At 70.7% G+C, this 17,037-nt stretch carries 19 protein-coding genes; 15 read left to right on the top strand and 4 right to left on the bottom strand.

Translation table 11 applies throughout. From position 1 onward, the window contains the following. The first annotated feature begins 491 nt into the window (after window positions 1-491). The 4 genes from DA075_RS15535 (at window position 492) to DA075_RS15545 (ending at window position 2,981) form a co-directional block, all read left to right on the top strand. Window positions 492-1,040 (top strand): HNH endonuclease, encoded by a 549-nt coding sequence (locus DA075_RS15535; protein WP_099953999.1) that lies wholly within the window; start codon window positions 492-494, stop codon window positions 1,038-1,040. A gap of 465 nt (window positions 1,041-1,505) precedes the next feature. Continuing rightward, window positions 1,506-1,661, top strand: a complete 156-nt coding sequence (locus DA075_RS36605) for a hypothetical protein (RefSeq protein ID WP_164712345.1) — start codon at window positions 1,506-1,508, stop codon at window positions 1,659-1,661. 110 nt (window positions 1,662-1,771) lie between these two features. After that, the gene (locus DA075_RS15540) at window positions 1,772-2,152 is read left to right on the top strand and encodes a hypothetical protein (RefSeq protein ID WP_099954000.1); all 381 of its coding nucleotides are present in this window, start codon (window positions 1,772-1,774) and stop codon (window positions 2,150-2,152) included. Between the two features lie 145 nt (window positions 2,153-2,297). Beyond that, entirely contained in the window at window positions 2,298-2,981 is a 684-nt protein-coding gene (locus DA075_RS15545; RefSeq protein ID WP_099954001.1) for a DUF4142 domain-containing protein, read from the top strand. Window positions 2,982-3,119: 138 nt separating this feature from the next. Here the strand turns inward: DA075_RS15545 and DA075_RS15550 are convergent, their stop codons facing one another. Next, window positions 3,120-3,725, bottom strand: a complete 606-nt coding sequence (locus DA075_RS15550) for a DUF4142 domain-containing protein (RefSeq protein WP_244936615.1) — start codon at window positions 3,723-3,725, stop codon at window positions 3,120-3,122. Between the two features lie 66 nt (window positions 3,726-3,791). Between DA075_RS15550 and DA075_RS36610 the strand changes: the two genes are divergently transcribed. The 5 genes from DA075_RS36610 to DA075_RS15570 all read left to right on the top strand — a co-directional run bounded on the left by DA075_RS36610 (window position 3,792) and on the right by DA075_RS15570 (window position 7,505). After that, window positions 3,792-3,944: a hypothetical protein gene (locus tag DA075_RS36610; protein WP_164712347.1), complete on the top strand. Its 153-nt coding sequence runs from the start codon at window positions 3,792-3,794 to the stop codon at window positions 3,942-3,944. 85 nt (window positions 3,945-4,029) lie between these two features. Further along, entirely contained in the window at window positions 4,030-4,563 is a 534-nt protein-coding gene (locus DA075_RS15555; RefSeq protein ID WP_099954002.1) for a Spy/CpxP family protein refolding chaperone, read from the top strand. 363 nt (window positions 4,564-4,926) lie between these two features. Continuing rightward, window positions 4,927-5,253: a hypothetical protein gene (locus DA075_RS15560; protein WP_123834295.1), complete on the top strand. Its 327-nt coding sequence runs from the start codon at window positions 4,927-4,929 to the stop codon at window positions 5,251-5,253. A 143-nt stretch (window positions 5,254-5,396) separates the two neighbouring features. Then, entirely contained in the window at window positions 5,397-6,293 is an 897-nt protein-coding gene (locus DA075_RS15565; RefSeq protein ID WP_099954004.1) for a branched-chain amino acid aminotransferase, read from the top strand. A 111-nt stretch (window positions 6,294-6,404) separates the two neighbouring features. After that, window positions 6,405-7,505 carry a calcium:cation antiporter gene (locus tag DA075_RS15570; protein ID WP_099954005.1) on the top strand — a complete coding sequence of 367 codons (1,101 nt, stop codon included), beginning with the start codon at window positions 6,405-6,407 and terminating at the stop codon, window positions 7,503-7,505. 168 nt (window positions 7,506-7,673) lie between these two features. Here DA075_RS15570 and DA075_RS15575 read toward each other — a convergent pair whose 3' ends face one another. Continuing rightward, on the bottom strand, window positions 7,674-8,708 hold the full coding sequence (locus DA075_RS15575) for a glutamine synthetase beta-grasp domain-containing protein (RefSeq protein WP_099954006.1): 1,035 nt from the start codon (window positions 8,706-8,708) through the stop codon (window positions 7,674-7,676). A gap of 415 nt (window positions 8,709-9,123) precedes the next feature. On the opposite strand from DA075_RS15575, the gene DA075_RS15580 reads away from it, so the two are divergent. Further along, on the top strand, window positions 9,124-9,312 hold the full coding sequence (locus DA075_RS15580; RefSeq protein ID WP_099954007.1) for a DUF2735 domain-containing protein: 189 nt from the start codon (window positions 9,124-9,126) through the stop codon (window positions 9,310-9,312). Window positions 9,313-9,362: 50 nt separating this feature from the next. On the opposite strand, the gene DA075_RS15585 is transcribed toward DA075_RS15580, so the two are convergent. Beyond that, a complete protein-coding gene (locus DA075_RS15585) occupies window positions 9,363-10,292 on the bottom strand; it encodes a glutaminase (RefSeq protein WP_099954008.1) in 930 nt (309 codons plus the stop codon). 556 nt (window positions 10,293-10,848) lie between these two features. Between DA075_RS15585 and DA075_RS36615 the strand changes: the two genes are divergently transcribed. Next, window positions 10,849-10,992 (top strand): hypothetical protein, encoded by a 144-nt coding sequence (locus tag DA075_RS36615; protein WP_164712349.1) that lies wholly within the window; start codon window positions 10,849-10,851, stop codon window positions 10,990-10,992. Window positions 10,993-11,035: 43 nt separating this feature from the next. Next, complete coding sequence (locus tag DA075_RS15590) at window positions 11,036-11,533, top strand: CinA family protein (protein ID WP_099954009.1); 498 nt, start codon at window positions 11,036-11,038, stop codon at window positions 11,531-11,533. Window positions 11,534-11,559: 26 nt separating this feature from the next. On the opposite strand, the gene DA075_RS15595 is transcribed toward DA075_RS15590, so the two are convergent. After that, window positions 11,560-12,864, bottom strand: a complete 1,305-nt coding sequence (locus tag DA075_RS15595; protein ID WP_099954010.1) for a branched-chain amino acid ABC transporter substrate-binding protein — start codon at window positions 12,862-12,864, stop codon at window positions 11,560-11,562. 417 nt (window positions 12,865-13,281) lie between these two features. Here DA075_RS15595 and DA075_RS15600 point away from each other — a divergent pair, with 417 nt between their 5' ends. From DA075_RS15600 to DA075_RS15610, 3 genes are all read left to right on the top strand, one after another. Beyond that, the gene (locus DA075_RS15600) at window positions 13,282-14,403 is read left to right on the top strand and encodes a PepSY-associated TM helix domain-containing protein (RefSeq protein ID WP_244936138.1); all 1,122 of its coding nucleotides are present in this window, start codon (window positions 13,282-13,284) and stop codon (window positions 14,401-14,403) included. A 98-nt stretch (window positions 14,404-14,501) separates the two neighbouring features. After that, window positions 14,502-16,724: a phosphoribosylformylglycinamidine synthase subunit PurL gene (gene purL, locus DA075_RS15605; protein ID WP_099954011.1), complete on the top strand. Its 2,223-nt coding sequence runs from the start codon at window positions 14,502-14,504 to the stop codon at window positions 16,722-16,724. A gap of 15 nt (window positions 16,725-16,739) precedes the next feature. Further along, window positions 16,740-16,976 (top strand): BolA family protein, encoded by a 237-nt coding sequence (locus DA075_RS15610; protein WP_012330012.1) that lies wholly within the window; start codon window positions 16,740-16,742, stop codon window positions 16,974-16,976. Window positions 16,977-17,037: the final 61 nt, after the last annotated feature.

The following is a 17,037-nucleotide window of genomic DNA, read 5'->3' on the forward strand; positions in this document are numbered from 1 at the left end:
GAAACCGGACGGGGGACCCGGAGGCGGGCCGCGGCATCGCGGATCAATGGGGCGAAAATCGGTGCCGAGCCCCGGCGGCCTCCGCCGCAGGGGCTCGGGACGCGGATCGGGACAGGGATTCGGGCCCGAATCCCGGGGGCGGCAGAATCGTGTGAGGCGTGACGAGACGCCCCGGCTCGAAACCTTCACAACCCTGTCATGCTGCTATTAGACTAAGCCCCAATGGACTCGGCCTTTTCGTTCTGCTGCGGGAGGATGTCGGTGATCGCCCCTCATCAGCAGCCCAGACGGCGCCCGGATCGCATCCCGGCCGCGCCCCCCGGCGTCCGCTCCCCGAGCGGCCGTGGCGGGCATCCGCCGTGTCCCCCCACTCTCCCCGACCGGCTCGGAGGATAGGCGATGGTCCCCATCCCCTCTCCTGGCGAGCGATGCGAGGACCGGCATCATGCCGGCTCCCCTCTCTGCGGTCGGCCCGTCGCCAGGGCAGGATGATGCTGGACCTTCAAACCCTCGTGCTCAACGCGGATTACCGGCCGCTCTCGTACAATCCGCTCTCGCTGTGGTCGTGGAAGGATGCGTTCACGGCCCTGTTCCTCGACCGCGTCACCCTGGTGGCGAGCTACGACGTCGAGGCCCGCTCCCCGAGCCGCTCCCTGCGGGTGCCGAGCGTGGTGGCGCTCAAGAGCTACGTCGCCATGGCGCGCAGCCCCGCCTTCACGCGCTACAACATCTACCTGCGCGACACGTTCTCGTGCCAGTATTGCGGCCTGCGCCTGCCCTCCGGCGGCCTGACCTTCGACCACGTGGTGCCGCGCTCCCGCGGCGGCCAGTCGAGCTGGGAGAACGTCGTCGCGGCCTGCAGCCCGTGCAACCTGCGCAAGGCCAACCGCACGCCCGAGGAGGCCGAGATGCCCCTCCTCAACGAGCCGCGCCGGCCGAGTCGCCACGAGCTGCATCGCCGCCAGCCGGAATTCGACCACCGCCAGTACCACCACACCTGGGTCGACTACCTGTACTGGGACAGCGAGCTGGAGACCTGAGCGGGGCCGCGACCAGATCCCGGGGTGACCCGCGGGCCTGGGATGACATCCTGGGCCCGACAGAGGAGGAGCGGAGCCATGTCTCTCGCGGCGGTCGCGTACCCATCCCGGATGTCGGGGCCGGGTTCCGCGCCTTCCAGGCGGAACGGCCGGACAATGAGCGCTGGGAACGGATCGAGGAGATTCCGGTCATGATGACGCCGCCCTTCATGGAGCACAACGTCATCGCCACCGACCTCCGGACGCTGCTCAAGGCCGCGCTGCGGGGTCACGACGAGAGCCCCTACGCCGTCCAACCGCCGGGCATCGGGTTCCCTGGCCGCGCATGCCCCTCGCCGAGGTGGTCTCGACCACCGGCGAGAGCCTGACGCCGGCCGGCAGCGCGCGCTGGATCGACATGACGGTCAGGCTCTACCGGGAGCACGGCCCCTGCCGGGCCATCCTCGTCTTGGGGCAGGAGAGCGCGTGCACGCCCGCGAGGCCGCGGGCTGGACGACCACGGCCTTGGCCGGCCTCGACGACGACCTCGCGATTCCCTCGCCGGGCCTGACCTGCCGGGTCGGGGACCTCGACCGGGACACGCACTGGCCGCCGCGCGGGGTCCGGACGCGACGAACCTGACCGGCTGACCGCGCGACGCCCTGGAGCGACCGGCGCGGATTGCGCTACACGCTGGACGCTTGTCCCGTCGCGGCCGCGCCCTCGCGCGGCCCGCCAGCGCCGAAAGCCGCATGCCGAACACGCCCGTGACCGACGCCCCTCCGCCCGCCCGTACCCGCCGCGACTGGCCGGGGCTGTTCCTGCGCGCCGTGCTCTCGCTGTTCCTCGGCCTGCCACTGGGCGGCCTGCTCTTCGCCCTGACGGGGCTCGGGATCGCCGTCGTCAACGGCGACCCGATCCTGCAGCATCCCTGGCTGCTCGCCTTCCGCACCCTGGCGGCCGCCGTCTCCTACGTGTTCCTGGGCGGCTTCGCCTGGACGCCGGAGGGCGGCTACGAGAGCATGCACGCCTGGTACGCCGTCGGCGTGGTGCTGGCCTTCGTGCTGATGAGCCGGCCGTGGCGGCGCTGGACCCGTCGCAGGACGGCCGAGCCCTGGCCGCGGCGGGCCTGAAGCCAAAGCCGGGACTGCGCGATATCGCCGCGGTCGCGATCCGGGAAGTGGTGGGACGGAACGTCGGCCGGGCGAGAAATTTACTCCCCCCGAGCATCCAGGCCCGCGAGCGCCGGGATGCGGGCCTTCGTTGGGAGCCACATCCATGCATCGTCGCGACGTCCTGGTCAGCATGCTCTCCGCCACGGCCGCTCTCGCGGTCACCCGTACTGCCGTGGCGCAACCGACACCGGCCGGCGCCATGCCGACGCCCGTCTACCTGGCGATGGCCACCAAGGGCGGTCTCTTCCTCGAGAACACCGCGCGCGACGCCTTCGCCAAGACCGGCAACCCGCGGGTGAAGCGGTTCGCGCGGGCTGAGGTCAACGAGCAGGTCAACCTCGCCAACATGATCGACGGGGTGACCGGCGGCGCCGCCGCGTTGCCGGTCGGCGGCCAGCCGGGCCCCGGCGGGCTCGTCGGCGGCCTGGTGGCGGCCCCGCTGGCGGTCGCGGGCGGCGTGGCCGGCGCGGCGGTCGGCACCGTCGGCGGCGTGCTCGGGGTTCCGGGCGGCGGCGGCGCTCCCGGCGGCATGACGTCGGACGAGCAGAAGGCGCAGATCCAGGCGCAGCTCTCCGGCATGCAGGGCGGTCCCCAATACGACGCCGCCTTCGTCAGCGCGTCGCTCCAGGGCCACCAGGAGGCGATGATGATTCACGGCACCTACGCCCGGAGCGGCGAGGATCCGGCCCTGCGCCGCATCGCCCGCGGCGCCCTGCCGCTGATCCGGCTGCACATCTCGCAGCTCTCTCAGATGCAGCGGATGATGGGCGCCGCCGCCGAAGGGTGAGGGTCCGGCCGGAGCCTCGGCAGGTTCCACAAGAAGCGGGCGACGCGTTGGCAAGCCAGGGCGTCGCCCGATTCGCGGAAGGCCCGTCGGAGAAGCGCCCCGAGGCATAGGCCGGGGGCGTTGTTCGTCGTTAGTCCTTCAGATCCTTCTCGATGTCGGCGAGCAGCGCCCGGTGCTCGCGGATCTGGCCGCGGGCGAGCTTGGCGACGCCGATCGTCTCGCGATCCGAGCCGCTGGCGAGGGAGGGCTCCTGGATCTTCCGGAGCGCCTGACGGCCATCGATCTGGCCGCGGACGTATCCATGTCGAAGGCCTTGCCGGACTCGGCCTGTTCGAGCTTGTCCAGCATCGCCTTGCCCTTCGGGTCGAGCTGTCCGGTCACCTCGGGCTCGAACGGCGGCTTCGCCTGGCCGGATGCGGTCTGGGCGGGGCCGCGCATCGCCTTGAGCACGTCGGCGATGGTCTCCTGCTCGGCGACCTCGCAGCGCGCGAATCGCTTCACGTCGCCCCCGGAGGCCTTGCTGAGCGCGACGCGGCTCGTCGCCAGGGAGGCAGACCCGGCCGCGAGGATGTCGGCGACGTAGCGGGCCTCGGCCTCGCCCATCCGGGCGCCGGTCTTGCCGGTCGCCGCCGCGGCGAAGGAGGAATGGCCACGGCCCTGCTCCGTTCGCGCCTGCGGGCTACACCCATCGGTGAGGTTACGCCGATCGTCGCTAACGTGTCGTCTGCCGATGACAGGGCTCATGATCGGCAAGGCCCAGGGTCGACGCCCTTGATCCGCGGAACGGCCGCGAGACTACGGAGGCTGGGGATGACCACGATCTTCTTCGGACCGCTCCGCACGGCCGCGGACGCCAGGCAAGAGAACGTCAAGCCAGGGAGCGTCAAGCCGGTCGCGTTCGTGTGCTGCTCGGCGATCATCGTGTGCCACATCGTCGACCGGAGGCGGGTGACCAAACCGTAATCTGGCGGCGAGGTCCGGGCCATCCGGCCGCGCGCACTCTGCCATCTCGGCGGCCCGACGGGTGGCCGCACGAGGACCTCGAGTCATGCGACGCAGTCTCACCACCGGGGCTTTGGCAGGAATCTTGAGCGTGGGGATGCTCGGCTGTGCCCTGGCGCAGGCGCCGCGGCCGACGCAGGTCGCCCACGCGGACGACATGGGTGGCGATCGGCCGGGCGGACCCGGTGGCCGGCACCACCTCAGCGCCGAGGATGTCCAGGCCTTCACCGACGCCCGCGTCGCGGCCCTGCATGCCGGGCTGAAGCTCACCCCCGACCAGGAGAAACTATGGCCGCCGGTCGAGGACGCGATGCGCAACCTCGCCAAGGTCCGGCGCGACCAGCGCGAGGCCCGGCGTGGGCGCGACCGCGATCCTGTCGCCGAGACCGCGCCGGACGCGATCCGGGCCCGGGCCGACGCCCTGGCGGCGCGCTCGGACGCCCTGCGCAAGCTCGCCGACGCCTCGCAGCCACTCTATGCCACCCTCGACCAGGCACAGAAGCAGCGCGCCGCGATGCTGACCCGGCCGATGGGACCGCGCCACCATCCGGGCCCGCACCGGCACCACCGCGACGACTGAACCCGACGCCGACCGATCTCGCGGCGGCCGGGCCCGGGTGACCAACGGGCGGACGCCCCACCTTCCCCTTCCCTCTCCGGCTCCTCGCCCCTAAGGCTTCTCGCCGCCCCGGCCCCCGCCGCGGGCGGCGTTGCGGCGTGAGGCGCTCGCAACATTTCGCGCAATCCGCACGCAACCCGGCCATGCGATACCAGACGGCAAGGCGAAGCTCGGCAGGACGCCAGACCCAGCCGGGACTTCGCCCCGAAGCGCGCGGCGGCGGTCCGATCGCCGCCGATCGGTCCCATGACGGGCCCGGCGGCGCGACCGACCCAACCGACGAGCAGCCATGGCAGACTGAGCGGCAACCAGCGGGAGAGGCAGATGGACAACGTCATCCGTCCGGATTTCCAGCGTGCGGCCAAGGCCCGTAACGGCGATGCGAGAAAACCCCGCGCACAGACTCCCATGCAGTACATCAAGACCTACGGCGAGGTCGGCACCCACGCCGTGTCGCTGGTGCGCACCCGCTCGGGCCTGCGCGGCGACGTCTACCAGGTCGTGATCGACACGCCCGCCGGCCAGGTCGGCCCGGTCGGCGTCGAGCCTGCGACAGACGACGGCATGTTCGACGCCGACCGGGTCGGCATGGCGGTGATCCGCACCCTCGAATTGCTGGCCCGGCGCTCCGGCGATTTCGACGTCGCCTGACGTGCGGCCGGCGCAATCCGCTCCCTCACGCCCCTCCCCCTCGCCCCGCTCTCGCGCGGACGATCGTCCCGCCGACGATCTCCGGCATGGACAGCCGCGACCGGCCCGCGCGATCATGCGGAAACGGGTGTTGGGAGCGCGTGATGGCCGATTCGAAACGAACCCGAGACAGCGAGACCCGAGGGGCTGAGACCGAGGAGACCTGGACCTACTTCGAGGGCGCCTGGCACCCGGGCAACGTGCGGATGATGGGGCCGCGCACCCATGCCGCCTGGCTCGCCTCGATGGTGTTCGACGGCGCCCGCGCCTTCGAGGGGGTGACGCCGGACCTGGACCTCCACCTCGCCCGGGTCAACCGCTCGGCCGCCGCCTTCGGCCTCGAGCCGGTGGTGGCGGAGGGCACCTGGGCCGAGCTGGTGCAGGACGGGCTCAAGCGCTTCGCGCCCGACGCCGCGCTCTACATCCGCCCGATGTACTGGGCGGAAGGGGGCTTGGGCGGCGCGGTGCGGTTCGACCCGGCCTCGACCAACTGGTGCCTGTGCCTCTACGAGGCGCCGATGCCGCCGCCGACCGGCTTCACCGCCACCCTGTCGCCGTTCCGGCGCCCGACGCCCGACACCGCGCCCCTCGACGCCAAGGCCGGCTGCCTCTACCCGAACAGCGCCCGGGCGATCGCGGAGGCCGCCTCCCGCGGCTTCGGCAACGCGCTGATGCGCGACGCGCTCGGCAACGTCGCCGAGTTCGCCACCGCCAACGTGCTGATGGCCCGCGACGGCGTGGTCTCCACGCCGGTGCCGAACGGCACGTTCCTGGCCGGCATCACCCGCGGCCGGGTGATCGCGCTCCTGCGCGAGGCCGGTGTCCCCGTGGTCGAGAAGACGCTGACGGTCGACGACCTGATGAGCGCCGACGAGGTCTTCTCCGTCGGCAACTTCGCCAAGGTCGTGCCGGTGACAGCCCTCGACGGCCGGACGTTCGCGCCCGGGCCGCTGTTCCGCAAGGCCCGCGAGCTGTACTGGGCCTTCGCGCATGGCGGCTGACGCCTCCGCCCGCCGGGGCTGACGCCGTCCCGTGCCGGGGCCGACGCCTGGACGCCCCCGCCCCCTGCCCTACCCTTGAGTCAGCGGGGCAGTTCGGGGGCTTTTGGGCAGATGATGATCGTGCGGCTCGGGGTGGCGTGGGCGACGGTGGCGGCCTTCGCGGTGTTCGGCGGGGGCTGGCTCGGCGGGCTCGACGCGCCGCTGGTGGCGGCGGGTCTGTTCGCCTGGCTGTTCTCCGTCATCCTGTGGTCGGCCTTCGGGGTGGTGCACGAGGCCGAAGAACTCGCCGACCGGCTCGGCGAGCCCTACGGCACCCTGATCCTGACGCTGTCGATCGTCATCATCGAGGTGGCGCTCGTCGCCGCCGTGATGCTCGGGGCCAAGGCCGCCCCGACCCTCGGGCGCGACACGATGTTCGCCGTCATCATGATCGTGATGAACGGCCTCGTCGGCGTCGGGCTGATCCTCGGCGGCCTGCGCCACCACCGCCAGAACTACAACCTCGACGGCGCCGGCGCCTACCTGGCGGCGATCATCCCGCTCACCACCATCGCGCTCATCATCCCGAACTTCACCACCTCGACCCCGGACGGCTCGCTCACGACCCTCCAGGCGGTGGCGTTCTCGGTGCTGACGGTGGTGCTCTACGGCATCTTCCTGCTGCTCCAGACCGGGCGGCACAGCGACTTCTTCACCGACTTCATCGCCCCGGGCGCCGCCGCGCCGGAGGCAGCGAAAGTCCATCCGGATGCGGGAGGCGGCGCGATCCTGCGCCATTCCGGCCTGCTCCTCGCCAGCCTCCTGCCGATCGTGCTGCTGTCGAAGAGCCTCGCGGCGATCCTCGACCACGGCATCAAGGCGCTCGGCGCGCCCTCGGCGCTGGGCGGCGTCATCATCGCGGCGATCGTGTTCACCCCGGAGGGGATCAGCGCCCTCAAGGCGATCCGGCGCGACCAGCTCCAGCGGGCGATCAATCTCTGCCTCGGCGCCGTGACCTCGACGGTCGGCCTCACCGTGCCGGCGGTGCTCGGCATCGGCCTCATCTCGGGCCAGCGGGTGGTTCTGGGCCTCGCCCCGGCCGAGATGGCGGTCCTCGCCATGACGCTGCTGCTCAGCGTCATCACCTTCTCGCGCCAAGGCACCACGGTGCTGGAGGGCGCGGTGCACCTGGTGGTGTTCCTGACCTACCTGACGTTGATCTTCAGTCCGTAACGGTGTGCTGTCCGCGGACGCCAAGTCTGACGAGGCCAGGCCTCAATACATCTCCGCGTCATCAGAGTCGCGGGCTCTCGTCCGACCCTGCACGCCCTGATCGCGACGAAAAACGGCGCGGGCCCTCTGGGCCCGCGCCGCTCAATCCTTCACCGCTTCCGAAGAGGCTCAGGCCGCGGCCGAGACCTCGGTCGGAACGGTCGAGATCGTCTTCAGGATCTGCGAGGCGATCTGGTAGGGGTCGCCCATCGAGTTCGGACGGCGATCCTCGAGGTAGCCCTTGTAGCCGTTGTTGACGAAGCTGTGGGGCACCCGGATCGAGGCGCCGCGGTCGGCCACGCCCCAGCTGAAGGTGTGGATCGAGGCGGTCTCGTGCTTGCCGGTCAGCCGCATGTGGTTGTCCGGGCCGTAGACGGCGATGTGGTCCTCACGGGCATCGCCGAAGGCCTTCATCAGCGCCTCGAAATACGCCTTGCCGCCGACCTCGCGCATGAACGCGGTCGAGAAGTTGGCGTGCATGCCCGAGCCGTTCCAGTCGGTGTCGCCGAGCGGCTTGCAGTGGTACTCGATGTCGATCTCGTACTTCTCGCAGAGGCGCTGCATCAGGTAACGCGCCATCCACATCTCGTCGGCGGCCTTCTTGGAGCCCTTGCCGAAGATCTGGAACTCCCACTGGCCCTTCGCCACCTCGGCGTTGATGCCCTCGTGGTTGATGCCGGCGGCGAGGCAGAGGTCGAGATGCTCCTCGACGATCTGGCGGGCGACCGAGCCGACGTTGGAGAAGCCGACGCCGGTGTAGTACGGGCCCTGCGGCGCCGGGTAGCCGGTCTCGGGGAAGCCGAGCGGGCGGCCGTTCTTGTAGAAGAAGTATTCCTGCTCGAAGCCGAACCAGGCGCCTTCGTCATCCAGGATGGTGGCGCGCTTGTTCGACGGGTGCGGGGTCGTGCCGTCCGGCATCATGACCTCGCACAGGACCAGGACGCCGTTGGTGCGGGCCGGGTCGGGGAAGTGGCGGACGGGCTTCAGCACGCAATCCGAGGAGCTGCCCTCGGCCTGCTGGGTCGAGCTGCCGTCGAAGCCCCACAGCGGGAGCTGCTCGAGGGTCGGGAAGCTGTCGAAGGCCTTGATCTGGGTCTTGCCGCGAAGGTTCGGGGTCGGCGCATAGCCGTCAAGCCAAATATACTCGAGCTTGTATTTGGTCATCTCGCGTCTCTCTTCAGGTTCCGATGGAGCCCGGCTTCCTCGTCGGCGCCCATCACCCGCCAGCGGCTTCCCCTCGCTTGCACGTCCCGTGCCAAGCCCGGACGAAGACCGGAACGATCGCGGGAGCGGCGCGTTCTCGACGACTCTCCCGGTGACCGGCGCCCGAAGGGACGCGTCGTCCCACCGGGCGGGAGGCCCCCTTGCCTCAGACCCTTGCCTCGTTGCGCGCCAGGGCGCCAGGACGCCCAGCCAAGCGCCACACCCGCGAATTCAGCCGGCGACGCAAGCGCAGGCATGCACGAATTATAGCCAACCACTGATTTTTCCGTGGTCAAACCGCGCATTCCCCAGGCACACTTCGTTACGATCTCAGAGGCCGTCGCGAGCCCGCGCGGCCCTCACGGGAGGCCACTCGATGAGCACCACCGGCCCGCGTACCACCGCGAAGATCTACGCGTTCCCGGCCGGCGGCCGCAGCCGCGGCGGCCGCAACGACTGGACGGTCCCGACCCCCGTGGCGCGGGAGCGCGGCCCGGAGATCATGCCGGCGAGCGGCGGCTACCACGACGAGGCGATTCGCGAGGAGCGCTCGCGCAAGCCGTGAGGCTTCGGCGCGAGGCCGCTCCTCGCATGAGGCCCCTGCCGGGGCCGCGCCTACTCGCCGAAGATCGACCAGCCGAGGCGCTTCGTCAGCCGCTCCAGGGCGATGCGCCCGAGATGGGAATTGCCGGCGGCATCCAGCCCCGGCGCCCATACGGCGATCGAGGCCTTGCCCGGCGCCACCGCCAGGATGCCGCCGCCGACGCCGCTCTTGCCCGGCAGGCCGACCCGGTAGGCGAACTCGCCCGAGCCGTCGTAATGGCCGCAGGTCAGCATCACGGCGTTGATGCGCTTCGCCCGCTCGGCCTGCACCACCGACAGGCCGGTGCTGGGATCGCGCCCCGAATGGGCGAGGAACCGCCCCGCCACCGCGAGCTGCCGGCAGGTCATGCTGATGGCGCAGTGGTGGAAATAGACGCCGAGCGTGTACTCGACCGGATTGTCGATCACCCCGAACGACTTCATGTAGTTGGCGAGCGCGACGTTGCGAAATCCGGTGCGCTGCTCGGAGGCGGCCACCGCCTCGTCGATGGTGATGCTCGTGTCCTGGGCCAGGAACTGCATGAAGCGCAGGATCTCGCCGATCGCCTCGCGCGGCTGGTGGCGCGACAGGATCAGGTCGGTGACGGCGATCGCCCCGGCATTGATGAACGGGTTGCGGGGGATGCCGCGCTCGTATTCGAGCTGCACGACGGAGTTGAACGGGCTGCCCGAGGGCTCGCGCCCGACCCGCTGCCACAGCCGGTCGCCGACCATGCCCAGCGCCAGCGTCAGGGTGAAGACCTTCGAGATGCTCTGGATCGAGAACGGCACGTCGCAATCGCCCGCCGCCGCCGCCGTGCCGTCGGCGGCGATCACCGCGAGCCCAAAATGGCCGGGATCGACCCGGGCGAGCTCAGGGATGTAGCGCGCCACCTCGCCGCGATCGGGACGCTTCCGCATCTCGTCGACGATCTCGCTCACGACGGTTTCGAGGTTCGGCACGGAACGAGGATCCCTGACAGGACGACAAGCGTGGCCTTATCGGTGCAAGTTCGAGGCCTCAAGCGCGAAGCCCCGTGGTTCCGGTCCCCGGGGCGAGAGATTTTGCGCGATTGATTGGCACCGCAGCGGATTGTCGTGCGTTGACGCCGGGATCGCTCAGGATGCGGTCGCAGCGCGGGAGCGGCGGGATTGGGGCAGGACGGGACCATCGCGATCACCGGGAGAGCCCGGTCCGTTCGCGGCGGACAGCGCCCTCGCCGAGCGGGTGCTCGCGGCAGCGGCGTGATGCTCCGGATGACCGTCGAGGTGCGCGAGCACACCGCCCGCCCGGTCCGGCCGGGGCTAGCCTGATGCCACATCAGGACCATCGTTCCGCCCAAAGGCGGTGCGACACCTCTCCTGACCGGGATGCCCGCATCCCTCAAAGCCGGCGCCGCCGGTCCTCGAAGGTGGTGCCCTCCGGCACCGCCCCAAGCCACAGGGAGCCCATGAACCGGAACCACGGGGCGCGTAGCCTCCGCGGTTCACCTCTGATCCTTCAAGTCGGGTGAGTACAATGTCTGACGCGTCCCTCTTCCTCCATATCGGCCTGTCGCTGAGCTTCGTGGGCCTCGTCGGCCTCGGCATCGGCCGGGCTCTCGACGCATGGGTGCGGCTGGCGCCGACCGGCGCCGACGACGAGGGCGCCCTGGCGGAGTAGGACCCGACCGGATAGGCTTCTCCCTCCAGCAGGAGGATGCCGCTTGCACGCGTTGATCGAGAGGGCCGACCGCATCGCCGCCCGGCTGACGGCCCGGCGGGAAACCGTCGCGGTGGCCGAATCCTCCGCGGGGGGCCTGGTCTCGGCGGCCCTCCTGGCGGTGCCGGGCGCCTCCGCCTATTACCTCGGCGGCGCGGTGGTCTATACCGCACAGGCGCGGCGCGCCCTGATCGGGCTCGACGAGGCCGGGATGGCCGGCCTGCGCAGCGCCAGCGAACCCTATGCCGAGCGCGTGGCCGTCCTCGTACGCGAGCGCCACGGCGCCGTCTGGGGCCTGTGCGAGACCGGCGCCGCCGGCCCGGGCGGCAACCGCTACGGCAATGCCGCTGGCCATACCTGCCTGTCGGTGTCCGGCCCCATGACGCGCCGCCTGACCCTCGAGACCCGCAACGGCGACCGGGCCGCCAACATGGAGGCCTTCGCGGCCGCCATGCTCGACGCGTTCCTGGATGCGCTCGCGGAGGCGGACCGCGCTTCGTAAGGAGCCCGTCCCCCGAGCCCCTGGCGTCAGCTCGGCCGGTTCATCCGGCAGGTGGTCGGCACCAGCGTGTCCTTGGTCTCGACCCGGCCGACCATCTTCCAGCCCCAGCCGGTGCCCTCCTCGTCGAAGCGCATGCCGGGCTCCATCGGGCCGAAGGACGAGACGAACATCGTCTGGAAATACTGATGGTCGTCGGGGCGCACGAAACCTTCGCTGCCGGTATACGGCTTGAGCCGGGCCTGTTCGAGCTTCGGCGCCACCTTGCGCGCCTCGGAGGAGCCGGCCTCCTGCATCGCCGTCACGAGCGCGTTCATCGCGTTGAAGACGCGCGGATAGGTGGAGCCGATGCCGGTGCGGGCCCGGAACGCGGCCTCGAAGTCCTGCGTGGCGGCCTCGCCCTCGTTGGCGCTCCCTTGCGACACCTCGAACACCCGGTTCGCGAGCCCGGTCTGGCGCACGACCGAGGGCCCGCCGGTGCCGCCGGCATAGTAGGTGTAGAAGCCCGCCTGCAGCCCGGCCTCGGCAGCGGCCTTGAGCAGCAGGTTGAAGTCCTGCGCCCAGTTGCCGGTGATGACGGAATCCGCTCCCGACGCCTTGATCTTGGCGATGTAGGGCGCGAAATCGTTGACCTTCTGCAGCGGCGTCACCTCGTCGCCGACGATCTCGATGTCGGGCCGCTTGGCCTTCAGCATCGCCCGGGCCTCCCGCCGCACCGACTGGCCGAACGAGTAATCCTGGTTGATCAGATAGACCTTCTTGATCTCCGGCCGCGTCTTCATGAAGCTCGTCAGCGCCTCCATCTTGATGTCCGAGTTGGCATCGAAGCGGAAGTGCCAGTAGTTGCACTTCTCGTTGGTCAGCGACGGATCGACGGCGGAGTAATTGATGTAGATGACCTGGCGGTCGGGGTTGCGCTCGTTGTGCTTGGCGACGAACTCGGTGAGCGCCGCGGCGGCCGAGGAGCCGTTGCCCTGCACCAGCACGCGGGCGCCGGCATCGATGCCCTTCTGGGCGGCGATCACGGTCTCCTGCGGGTTGACCTTGTTGTCGTAGGCCAGCACCTCGAAACGGAACTGCTTCTGGCGGGCGTTCAGCACCTCGGCCATGTACTGGAAGTGGCGCAGGCCCGCCTCGCCGGTCGGCGCGCCCCCGCCCGAGAGCGGATCGATGAAGGCGATCTTCACGGTCTCCTGCGCGATGGCCGGGCCGGCGAGAGCCAGCGTCGCGGCGACCAAGCTCGCAGCGGCTCCCCCGAGCGCCAGACGCGCGGACGGACCGCACAGGGACACGGCGACGACGGCGCCACGCAGCGCCTCGCGGATGGACGTCATGCTTCCTCTCCTCTCAGCCGCGATCGTCTCAAGGCCTGGCGGGCCGGCGTCGCGTTGCCGGATGGAAGAGTCCGGCGCGGGAGCGAGATTCGTCAAGCCAAAACTGCGCTCAGCCGCCCACATCCGCGGCTTACATGTGAGATGCACTCGCCGGCGAAGTAAACAGGCGCCCATGACCTTGTGATCGCGCCCAGGCTGGAATCATTATAATGATATTCCGGCTGCGATCGACGCCGACATCGTTGACACTCTCTTTGCCCGAGGCATAAGCGTCAGGATCAACGGGATATCGGCCGGCGATCTTGCGACGACGATCTGCGGCCCGGCGCGCGACGCGGGAAGACGGACCATGACTCACCCCGATGCAGGCCCCGCGCCCGCGACGACAGCCGGCGCGGCCAGCACGGGGGCCCGCCGGTGAGGAACGCCCTGTTCCAGATCCACTGGTTCCTCGGCCTGACCGCCGGCCTCGTGCTGATGCTGGTCGGGGTCACCGGGGGAATCCTCAGCCTTGAGGACGAGGTCACGGGCCTCCTGAGCCCCGGCATCGTCACCGTCCCGGTGCGGGAGACGCCGCGCCTGACGCCGGACGCGCTGGTCGCCCGCCTCAAGGACGAGGCGCCGGGGCGGCGGGTCACGCTGCTGATCGTGAGCGGTGCGCCGGACGGGGCGGCGCAGGTGCGCCTCGCCGAGGGGCCCGGCCGGGGCACCGAGACCTATGTCGACCCCTATGACGGCCGGATCCTCGGGCCGGCCCGGGGCGAGGAATTCTTCGCCTTCGTGCGGCGGCTGCACCGCTGGCTGCTGCTCCCCGGCAACGGCGACGGCTGGGGTCGCACGATCACCGGCGCCTCGGCCCTGGCGCTCGTCTATCTGGCGCTGTCGGGCCTCTACCTGCGCTGGCCGAAGGGACGGCGCGACTGGCGGATCTGGCTGAAGCCGGCGCTCAACCGCCGCGGCCGGGCGCTCTACTGGTCGCTGCACGCGGTTTTCGGCACGTGGATGCTGGTGCTCTACCTCGTCATGGCGCTGACCGGCCTGTGGTGGTCCTACGGCTGGTACCGCGACGGGGTCACGATGCTGCTCACCGGACGCCCGGCCGCATCCGCCCCCGCCCGGGGCGGGGGCAAACGGGAGGGCGCGCCCGCGCCCCTCGATCCCGCCTTCGCAGCCTTCACGACGGCCACGAACGGCCGCTACGCCACCGCTTCCTTCGCGCCCGCCCGCGAGGGCGAGGCGATCCGCATCCGCGCGGTGGCGCCCGACGCCGCGCACGCCCAGGCCCGCGACGAGTGGCGCTTCCGTCCCGACGGCAGCCTCGGCTCCCGCGACCTCTACGCCGAGCGGCCGCTCGGCGCCCGGCTGACCGGCAGCATGCTGGCCCTGCACGAGGGGCGGTTCTTCGGGTCCGCCGGCCGGATCGCCTTCCTGCTGGCGGCGCTCGCCATGCCGCTCTTCGGGGTGACGGGGCTCCTGCTCTATCTCGGCCGCCGCCGCAGCCGGCGGCGCCACGCGGCCGCGACGGTGCAGGCCGCCTGACCGAAGCGGCCCGAAGCGTCCTCGCGAGTTGCCTTCCGGTCCCATCAGGCAGTAAGCGCACGGGCAGCAGGGCCGCCCGACCGGCGAGAGGATGCCGCATGATCCGCAACGACGTCTCCATCACGCCCGAGCTCGTGCGCCAGCACGGCCTGACCGAGGACGAGTACCAGCGCTTCGTCGGGCTGATCGGGCGCGAGCCGACCATCACCGAGCTCGGCATCGTCTCGGCGATGTGGAACGAGCATTGCTCGTACAAGTCCTCGCGCCTCCACCTGAAGACGCTGCCGACCAAGGCGCCGTGGGTGATCCAGGGCCCGGGCGAGAATGCCGGCGTCATCGACATCGGCGACGGGCTCGCCTGCGTGTTCAAGATGGAGAGCCACAACCACCCGAGCTTCATCGAGCCCTACCAGGGCGCGGCGACCGGGGTCGGCGGCATCCTGCGCGACGTCTTCACCATGGGCGCCCGGCCGATCGCGGCCCTGAACGCGCTGCGCTTCGGCGCGCCGGACCATCCGCGCACGCCCCACCTCGTCTCGGGCGTGGTCGCGGGCATCGGCGGCTACGGCAATTCCTTCGGCGTGCCGACGGTCGGCGGGGCGGTCGGCTTCCACAACCGCTACGACGGCAACATCCTGGTCAACGCCATGGCGGTCGGCCTCGCGAAGGCCGACGCGATCTTCTACGCCGCCGCCACGGGCGTCGGTAACCCGATCGTCTATCTCGGCTCGAAGACCGGCCGCGACGGCATCCACGGCGCCACCATGGCGTCCGCCGCCTTCGACGCCTCCTCGGAGGAGAAGCGCCCGACCGTGCAGGTCGGCGACCCCTTCGCGGAGAAGCTGCTGCTCGAGGCCTGCCTGGAGCTGATGGCCTCGGGTGCCGTGATCGCGATCCAGGACATGGGCGCGGCGGGCCTGACCTGCTCGGCGGTCGAGATGGGCGCCAAGGGCAATCTCGGCGTCGAACTCAACCTCGACGCGGTGCCGACCCGCGAGCCCGGCATGACGGCTTACGAGATGATGCTGTCGGAGAGCCAGGAGCGCATGCTCATGGTGCTCAAGCCCGGCATGGAGAAGGAGGCGCAGGCCATCTTCGTGAAGTGGGGCCTCGACTTCGCGATCATCGGCCACACCACCGACACGCTCCGCTTTGTCATCAAGCATGGCGGCGAGACGGTGGCCGACCTGCCGATCAAGGAGCTCGGCGACGAGGCGCCGCTCTACGACCGGCCGCACCGCCAGAACGCTTATCAGCCCGAGCTGAAGGCCGAGGACGTCGCGGCGCCGATGCGCAACGTCGACGCGCTGCAAAAACTCGTCGGCTCGCCCGACCTGTGCTCGAAGCGCTGGGTCTACGAGCAGTACGACCACTTCATCCTCGGCAACACCGTGCAGAAGCCCGGCGGCGACGCCGCGGTGGTGCGGGTCGAGGACGGGCCGAAGGGCCTGGCGCTCACCACCGACGTGACCCCGCGCTACTGCGAGGCCGATCCGGTCGAGGGCGGCAAGCAGGCGGTGGCCGAGGCTTGGCGCAACATCACGGCTGTGGGCGGCCGTCCGCTGGCGATCACCGACAACCTCAACTTCGGCAACCCGGAGAAGCCGGAGGTGATGGGCCAGTTCGTCGGCTGCATCCAGGGCATCGGCGAGGCCTGCCGCGCCCTCGACTTCCCGGTCGTGTCCGGCAACGTCTCGCTCTACAACGAGACCGAGGGCGTCGGCATCCTGCCGACCCCGACGATCGGCGGTGTCGGGGTGATCGACGACGTGACGAGGATCGCCACCATCGCCTTCAAGCGCGACGGCGACGCCCTGGTGCTGATCGGCACGACCAAGGGCTGGCTCGGGCAGTCGGCCTATCTCGCCACGATCTGTGGCCGCGAGGAGGGGGCGCCGCCCCCGGTGGACCTCGCTGCCGAGAAGCGCAACGGCGACTTCGTGCGCGGGCTGATCACCTCGGGGATCGTCGATACCGTCCACGACCTCTCCGACGGCGGCCTCGCGGTCGCGGTCGCCGAGATGGCAATGGCCGGCAAGATCGGCGCGGTGCTGCCCGAATGCCCGCTGCCGGTTCCCTGCCACGCCTACCTGTTCGGCGAGGACCAGGGCCGCTATCTCCTGGCGGTGGAGCCCGACGCGGTCGCCGACCTCCTCTACAGCGCCAGCGCGCAGGGGATCGACGCGGCGGTGATCGGCGTCACCGGCGCCGATTCGCTAACCCTGCCGGGCGACGAGATCATCGCCCTCGAGACCTTGCGCCAGGCGCATGAGGGCTGGCTGCCGACCTATATGGCGGGCCCGGCCGCCGATGCGGCCTGAACAGGAGACGATCCGATGCCGATGGATGCCCGCGAGATCGAGACGATGATCCGGGAGGCCCTGCCCGACGCCACGGTCGAGATCCGCGACCTCGCCGGCGACGGCGACCACTACGCCGCTACCGTCGTGTCGGCGGCGTTCAAGGGCAAGTCGCGGGTGCAGCAGCACCAGATGGTCTACGGCGCGCTCCAGGGGCGCATGGGCGGCGTGCTACACGCCCTTGCCCTGACCACGGGCGTGCCGCAGGATTGACGCCCGGGGAGGGCCGCATGGATCAGCCGAGCCTCTCCGACGGCGACGTCGCCCGGGCGGA

Source organism: Methylobacterium currus (genome assembly GCF_003058325.1).
Lineage (GTDB): Bacteria > Pseudomonadota > Alphaproteobacteria > Rhizobiales > Beijerinckiaceae > Methylobacterium > Methylobacterium currus.

Bases quoted from the DNA above. Each gene is read 5' to 3' on its own strand.
- DA075_RS15535 (WP_099953999.1), top strand. From the start codon at position 492: ATGCTGGACCTTCAAACCCTCGTGCTCAACGCGGATTACCGGCCGCTC.
- DA075_RS15540 (WP_099954000.1), top strand. From the start codon at position 1,772: ATGCCGAACACGCCCGTGACCGACGCCCCTCCGCCCGCCCGTACCCGC.
- DA075_RS15545 (WP_099954001.1), top strand. From the start codon at position 2,298: ATGCATCGTCGCGACGTCCTGGTCAGCATGCTCTCCGCCACGGCCGCT.
- DA075_RS15550 (WP_244936615.1), bottom strand. From the start codon at position 3,725: ATGAGCCCTGTCATCGGCAGACGACACGTTAGCGACGATCGGCGTAAC.
- DA075_RS36610 (WP_164712347.1), top strand. From the start codon at position 3,792: ATGACCACGATCTTCTTCGGACCGCTCCGCACGGCCGCGGACGCCAGG.
- DA075_RS15555 (WP_099954002.1), top strand. From the start codon at position 4,030: ATGCGACGCAGTCTCACCACCGGGGCTTTGGCAGGAATCTTGAGCGTG.
- DA075_RS15560 (WP_123834295.1), top strand. From the start codon at position 4,927: ATGGACAACGTCATCCGTCCGGATTTCCAGCGTGCGGCCAAGGCCCGT.
- DA075_RS15565 (WP_099954004.1), top strand. From the start codon at position 5,397: ATGGCCGATTCGAAACGAACCCGAGACAGCGAGACCCGAGGGGCTGAG.
- DA075_RS15570 (WP_099954005.1), top strand. From the start codon at position 6,405: ATGATGATCGTGCGGCTCGGGGTGGCGTGGGCGACGGTGGCGGCCTTC.
- DA075_RS15575 (WP_099954006.1), bottom strand. From the start codon at position 8,708: ATGACCAAATACAAGCTCGAGTATATTTGGCTTGACGGCTATGCGCCG.
- DA075_RS15580 (WP_099954007.1), top strand. From the start codon at position 9,124: ATGAGCACCACCGGCCCGCGTACCACCGCGAAGATCTACGCGTTCCCG.
- DA075_RS36615 (WP_164712349.1), top strand. From the start codon at position 10,849: ATGTCTGACGCGTCCCTCTTCCTCCATATCGGCCTGTCGCTGAGCTTC.
- DA075_RS15595 (WP_099954010.1), bottom strand. From the start codon at position 12,864: ATGACGTCCATCCGCGAGGCGCTGCGTGGCGCCGTCGTCGCCGTGTCC.
- purL (WP_099954011.1), top strand. From the start codon at position 14,502: ATGATCCGCAACGACGTCTCCATCACGCCCGAGCTCGTGCGCCAGCAC.
- DA075_RS15610 (WP_012330012.1), top strand. From the start codon at position 16,740: ATGCCGATGGATGCCCGCGAGATCGAGACGATGATCCGGGAGGCCCTG.